Raw genomic sequence first — 6,658 nt, 5'->3', positions numbered from 1 at the left:
AAACTTTTAATTTTTATCATATAAGCTTTTTTATTATTTAATTTTTATTTATAAGTTACATCTAAAGGATTTTTTAGTTCTCCATTTATTGTTACTTCAAAGTGAACGTGATTGCCTGTGGAACGGCCTGTAGATCCTACCTTAGCTATAGGCTGCCCTTTATATACTAAATCACCTTCTTTAACTATATTTTGACTATTGTGTCCATATATAGAAGTTTTTCCATCAAAATGTTTTATAGCAACTACATTTCCATATCCATTTTGAACACCTGAAAAACTTACAACTCCATAGTCAGTGGCTAATACTTCGGTTCCATAATCAGCAGGTATATCTACACCTTTATGAAGCTTTCTTTCTTTACTTATAGGATGAATTCTATACCCAAAAGGCGAACTCAACTCTGTATATCCTGGAACAGGCCAAGATCCATAATTTATTTTCCCGTTAATTTCGTTTTTCAAATTATTTTCTTTATCTTCTAAGTTTTTTATTTGATCATTCAAGTATAATTTCGAATCCTCTAGATCTTTTATTTCTGAGTCTATAGAATTTTTTAATAAAGCTTTATTGTCTTTTAAGCTATTTTCATCATCAACAAAGTTTAATTGAACAACTTCCACTTCATTAGATTCTTTTTGAATTAACTTTTTTTCTTCTATAGACTTATCTATACCTGTAATTTTCTCATTAATATTCCTTTGTTCAATTTTTAAGTTGTATATACCTTTTACAATCTGTTCACTTGATGAATTTTCATTTTCTACTCCATATATATTAAGTGTACTAATAGTCGTTATTAAACCTACAGTCATTAATATTTTTAAGCTCTTAATCATACTTTTTCCTCCTTCTTAATAACTATTTCTTAATATAGACAAGTTAAATATAAATTATTCAAAATTTAACTTAATATCAATCACAATGGACAATCAATCTTAATAAAATAATATAAACTATTTGTTTAAACCTATTAATTTATTAAGAAAGGGGAAGATAATATGATTAAAAATCAAGAGGTTATATTTGGAATTATATCTGCTATATTTATAATAATATATTCTGCGTCATACATACTTTCTGATTTATATTTGATAGTAAATTCTAAAACTTTAAAATCAAATATAAATAAAGTACTCCCTACACTTAGTAAGTTAAATACACCTTCACTAATAATATCCCTTGCCTGTTTAATCCCTCATGTTTATACATTAAAAACTAATTTTTCTATATTTGATAGTAGTTCTATGTTATTATTTGTATTGTTTATGGCGACTTGCACAAAGTTAAATTTTTTAAATAAACTAAAAATAAAACACTACTCATCTATAATTGCTTATTTATTAATAGTAAGTTTATCTGTTCATATATTTTTCAGATAAAAAGTTCATTCAATATAACAAAAGGGATTAAGCTTTGCTTAATCCCTTTCTAAATTCTAAATAAAAGTGGTTTAATATACTCTTTTATCTAATATAAAAACTATTAAAATATGTTTTTTTGATATTGAATATATTTTTGTTGAACTTCTTTCATTTTCTTTTTCATTTCTATTTGAAGATTCGATGCTGTTTCATAATCTTTAATTTCTATAGAATCTTTTATTCTTGTAAATAAAGACTTTGTATTCATTGTATCTTTCATTAAATAATGTTTTATATAGTTTATCTCTTCCCACAACACTCCATCTAAAACGTCCATATCATCATTTATATGTAATTTTTTTAAACTTCTTATTATATCTATATTATCTTGTATAATTCTATTTTTAAGCTCTTTTTTCCATTTGTCTATAGCCCCTACTTTAAATGAGTCTATTATTTTATCTGAAAATACATTTCCTTGAGTTAATGATTCTAACTTATAGCTTTGAGTTTCTAAGTTTTTCATATTCTCATATACAGTAGCTGGAGGAGTTGAAAATCTTTGATTTCTTTCTTCTTCTTCATAATCTTCAAATACATCATTTTCGTCTCTGTAGGCTCTGTTTTTTTCTAGATAAAAACTATTTTCTCCTATATCTTTTGATAGTTCCTTCTCTAATTCCTTTGTACCTAATTTACTCTCAGCAACAGCCTTTATCCCATGAATTATAGTTTGGTATGCTCCAGCTATAACTAAATAAGTATTAGATAATGGATTTGGAGATCTAAGCTCAAATCTTGTAGCTAAAGGACTATTAAGATCTCTTATAAGTCCAACTAATATAGATCTATTTCTTGATGGAACTTCGTAAGAGTGACCTACTGATGTAACTATACAAACAGGTGCTTCAAAACCTGGAACTAGTCTATTGAATCCATCATTAGACGAAGTAACGAATGGGTTTAGTACTTCATAGTTTCTAAGTATTCCCATTAAAGCTCCGTATCCAAACTTTGTAGTATAATCATTTTTCATATCTTCTGGCGAAAATAAATTGACTATCTTTCCATTTTTAAGCTTTGCACTGATTCCAAAGTGAGTGTGTTCTCCACTTCCTGCAACACTATCTAAAGGCTTAGCTTTGAAAGTTACTTCTAAACCACTCCTACAAAAAACGTCTTCTATAACTTCTCTAGCCAATAATTCATTATCTGCACATTGAAGTGGTGTTGAATATTTCCAGTCTATTTCCAATTGTTCCATTGCATGGTTAGTTTTCCCATCTATACTAATAGAGCTTGTTATTCCTCCAACCTCTTTATGACCCATTTCTGGTTCTACCCCTAAATTTTGAAGTATTATTAGACTATTTTCTAGACAAGTTCTTATAATTCCTTTTGTTCTTTTCCAATACTGTTCTTTTAAACTTTGAGATACATGAAGAGCTTCTATATCCGCTTTATCTTCTGGTGTGTTTACCCAAAATTCTAGTTCTGTTGCAGCAGTTAGATTTATACTTTCTATTTCATCTATGCTACTTATTCCTAGACCTTCAAGCATGTGTGGTTGTTGTGATATTATGTTCATTATAACTTCTTTTGTATATTCTTCTGACTTTTTTAAAATCCCTCTAGAGCAAACTCTTTTTCCTTCATGTAATAAAAATGCTGGTATTTTTAAAGTTCCTATCGGTAAGTTGCACTTATTACACATATTTTCCATATTATAATCTATATACCAAATAGCATCATTATCTGGCATTAAATCAACTTTTGCATTGTTTAATGTTGCTATATTGTATAATTCAACACTAGAACCATCAGTTTGTATCCCTGAATTTAAAAATCCTGTAATATCATCTAGAAAAAGTTCTATAGGTATTTTTTCATCTATAGCATTTCCACCTAGATCAACTCCCATCAGAGATACAAATTTTATATTTTCATGTTGAGACAATAGTTCCTTTAAATCTTTTTCATTGTGACTATGTTTTTCAATAACATATAATAAAGATTGCATTTTTATCCCCCAATTCACTGATTTTATTTTATGATTTGCAAGTTATGATGTTTTTCAGAATAAAACACTTTTAATTCGCAATATAATTTATATTATTATAATATATTTGTATTTTGTTCGCAATATATTTAATTTTTTAAATTTACTTAAAAATCCTGTGTATGATTTTTTTTTTACATAGGGTATACTAAATTAATAACCAAAAATTTTTAGGAGAGATTCGTATGGAATATATAGTTTTCGATTTAGAATTTAATCAGGGATTTGATAAAGAAAATAACAAAACATTTTCTAATGAACAATGCCCTTTTGAAATAATACAAATAGGAGCTATAAAACTTGATGCTAATTTTAATATAATCGACAAATTTAGTAGTTTTGTAAAACCCAATATATATAAAACCATCCATCCATTTGTTGGAAAAATGACTCATATAACATTGGACAAAGTAAAAGATGCACCTTCTTTTTCAAACGTATATAAGGAATTTAGAAAGTTTATTTCTAGCAAGTCTAGTATAATGTGCGTTTGGGGTTCTGGAGATTTAAAGGAGTTATACAGAAATATAAATTATTACTCACTTCCTTCAAAAGGATTGCCCCAGTTATATATAAACGTTCAGCAGTATGCATCATCTTACTTTAATAATCCAACTGGCCAAAGTATCGGCCTTCAAAATGCTATACAAATTTTACAGCTTGAACAAGACAAAGCATACCACGATGCTTTAAATGACGCTTACTATACAGCTTTAGTTTTAAAAAGTATTTACGATGAAAATATAGTTGCAGATACTTATGTATATACACCTGTTAAATCCAATAGAACTAGATCTAAATCAGTTAAAAAGAAAGTTAACTACCTTGCTTTATTTGAAGAATTTAAAAAGATACTAGGAAGAGATTTAACTTCAGATGATAAGAAACTTATAGATTTAGCTTATAAGATGGGGAAAACTAATCAGTTTTTAATAGATGATATCCCAGCTCCAACCCCTAAAGCTTCACCTAAATCAAGTAAGAAAAAAGCAAAACATGGTTTTAAGTATAAAAAAAGAAGATAAGTCCTAATTTTAGGACTTATCTTTTTTATGCATTCAAAAACAACATTTTTATATTTTCATATTGAGCAAACTCTACAACATCTATTGGTTTGTCTTCATTTCTAAATTTACTTTCTTTACCTACGTATACATTTACATTACCAACTTGATTGTATACTTCATCTATAATATTTATAAAATCTTCACTTTTTAAACTTTCTCCCTTAGACTTTATAAATACTATACTTTCATTATCTTCATTTCTAACTATAGACTCTATTCCAAACAATAGACTCTCTTCTTTTATATAAACAACTTCAGCTCCTAAAGCTATCCCTTTATTTATTTTTTCTTTAAGCTGTACTATATTCATAATACCCTCCTTTATTTAACAGTTTATTAAATTATATTAAAGGTATTATGATTTTATGTTTTATTTTATGACTAATTCAACTGGACAATGATCTGAACCTAGTATTTCAGTATGAATATCTGCTGATACAAGTCTCTCCTTTAACTTATCAGATACACAGAAATAGTCAATTCTCCACCCAGCATTATTATTTCTAGCATTAAATCTATATGACCACCAGCTATATACGCCTTCTTTGTCTGGATTGAAATATCTGTAAGTATCTATAAATCCTGAATTTAAAAAATCCGTAAATTTATTTCTTTCATCGTCTGTAAACCCAGCATTTTTTCTATTTGTCTTAGGATTTTTTAAATCTATATCTGCATGAGCTACATTTAAGTCTCCACACATTATAACAGGTTTTACCTCATCTAATCTATTTAAATAATCTCTAAAATCATCTTCCCACTTCATTCTGTAATCAAGTCTTTTTAAACCCTGTTGCGAGTTTGGTGTATATACTGTTACAAAATAAAAGTCTTCAAATTCTAGGGTTATAACTCTTCCTTCATTATCATGTTCTTCTATTCCTATTCCATACTTAACACCTATAGCTTCATTTTTTGAAAATATAGCTGTACCTGAATAACCTTTCTTTTGAGCATAATTCCAGTAATCATAGTATCCTTCAAGTTCTAAATTAATTTGACCTTCTTGAAGTTTTGTTTCTTGCAAACAAAATATATCTGCATCTATTTCTTTGAAAAAGTCCATAAAACCTTTAGTTACACAAGCTCTAAGTCCGTTTACATTCCACGATATAAATTTCATATTTTTCTCCTTTGTATCTACTTAAATTGTATTTTTTTTGCAAAATCTTGAGGTTTAGTTGAGGATACGTATATTCCATTGCTTACTTCAAAACCTCCAAAGTTGTATTTTCTAGGAATCACATGAAAATGTAAATGAAATAAATCATCATTTTCCAATCCCTTTGGATGTGCATGCATACATAAATTAAAAGGCATATATCCGCATTCAATGTATATTTTCCCAAATACTTTTTTAAAAATATAGGCAAGTTCATTTAAGTTTAATTCACTTAAATTCTCAAATTTAGAACTATCTTTACATATTATTCTAACTTCATTGTTATACATTGATGCATATGGAATTAACACCAAAAACTTTTCTCCGTTATACACAACTCTTTCATTTAAAGTTATCTCTTCATTTATAACTTTCTCATATAAGCTTTCTTTTTTGCTTTCATAGTGCTCTTTTAATATGTTTACTTCATTTTTTATATACTTAGGTATCAATGACATAGAAATAATTTGCGAATGAGGATGTGCTAAAGATGCTCCAGCCTTTTTAAGAAAATTTTTAAATATGCTTATATATATAGTGTCTTTATTTTCTACATACTCTTTATACCTATTTTGGTATGCTATAAACATATTTCTAAATTCAATTTCACTCATATTATAAAAAGAACCATTGTGTCTGTATGTATCTATAATAACCTCATGAATACCACTTATTCCTACTGCCCTTTCTTCTATTATTGGATATTTATTATAAATAGATTTGCATATCCATCCAGAATCACTATTTATTTGAAAAGTCGTTCCTGCTGAAAGTTCTTCATTACCTCTACAAAAAGGGCATTTCTTTTCATAAATATTAGCTAATTCTTTTTCATCTTCAATTTTTTTCATATCAGTTGGTCTACCTGTCCTATCAGGAGCAAATATAATTATATCTCCACTAAATAAATCTACCCTTAAATCACTCAAATTTAACACCTCTATTCAGAGTATTTAATAATTAATTAATTTTTAAATATATACTTAATATAATATTTTCAAAATAC

7 protein-coding genes are annotated in these 6,658 nt (G+C 27.3%); 2 read left to right on the top strand and 5 right to left on the bottom strand.

Going from position 1 to position 6,658, the window contains the following annotated elements:
• Positions 1 to 44: 44 nt before the first annotated feature.
• Positions 45 to 839, bottom strand: coding sequence for a peptidoglycan DD-metalloendopeptidase family protein (locus VN21_RS05055; protein ID WP_052951983.1), 795 nt, complete (start codon positions 837 to 839; stop codon positions 45 to 47).
• Between the two features lie 162 nt (positions 840 to 1,001).
• Between VN21_RS05055 and VN21_RS05050 the strand changes: the two genes are divergently transcribed.
• Positions 1,002 to 1,382 carry a hypothetical protein gene (locus VN21_RS05050; protein WP_046822339.1) on the top strand — a complete coding sequence of 127 codons (381 nt, stop codon included), beginning with the start codon at positions 1,002 to 1,004 and terminating at the stop codon, positions 1,380 to 1,382.
• A 103-nt stretch (positions 1,383 to 1,485) separates the two neighbouring features.
• On the opposite strand, the gene VN21_RS05045 is transcribed toward VN21_RS05050, so the two are convergent.
• Positions 1,486 to 3,384 carry a type I glutamate--ammonia ligase gene (locus VN21_RS05045; protein ID WP_046822338.1) on the bottom strand — a complete coding sequence of 633 codons (1,899 nt, stop codon included), beginning with the start codon at positions 3,382 to 3,384 and terminating at the stop codon, positions 1,486 to 1,488.
• A 224-nt stretch (positions 3,385 to 3,608) separates the two neighbouring features.
• Between VN21_RS05045 and VN21_RS05040 the strand changes: the two genes are divergently transcribed.
• Positions 3,609 to 4,448, top strand: a complete 840-nt coding sequence (locus VN21_RS05040; RefSeq protein WP_064503603.1) for a 3'-5' exonuclease — start codon at positions 3,609 to 3,611, stop codon at positions 4,446 to 4,448.
• A gap of 25 nt (positions 4,449 to 4,473) precedes the next feature.
• On the opposite strand, the gene VN21_RS05035 is transcribed toward VN21_RS05040, so the two are convergent.
• Genes VN21_RS05035 through VN21_RS05025 form a run of 3 tightly spaced genes read right to left on the bottom strand, consistent with a single transcriptional unit; the run spans position 4,474 to position 6,581 of the window.
• Positions 4,474 to 4,800 (bottom strand): hypothetical protein, encoded by a 327-nt coding sequence (locus tag VN21_RS05035; protein ID WP_046822337.1) that lies wholly within the window; start codon positions 4,798 to 4,800, stop codon positions 4,474 to 4,476.
• A 60-nt stretch (positions 4,801 to 4,860) separates the two neighbouring features.
• Positions 4,861 to 5,613 (bottom strand): exodeoxyribonuclease III, encoded by a 753-nt coding sequence (locus VN21_RS05030; protein WP_046822336.1) that lies wholly within the window; start codon positions 5,611 to 5,613, stop codon positions 4,861 to 4,863.
• Between the two features lie 17 nt (positions 5,614 to 5,630).
• Positions 5,631 to 6,581, bottom strand: coding sequence for a galactose-1-phosphate uridylyltransferase (locus VN21_RS05025; protein ID WP_046822335.1), 951 nt, complete (start codon positions 6,579 to 6,581; stop codon positions 5,631 to 5,633).
• Between the last annotated feature and the right edge of the window lie 77 nt (positions 6,582 to 6,658).

Origin of the sequence: Paraclostridium benzoelyticum, from assembly GCF_001006285.1 — a bacterium.
GTDB classification, from domain to species: Bacteria; Bacillota; Clostridia; order Peptostreptococcales; family Peptostreptococcaceae; genus Paraclostridium; species Paraclostridium benzoelyticum.
This window is presented reverse-complemented; position numbering and strand designations above follow the sequence as displayed.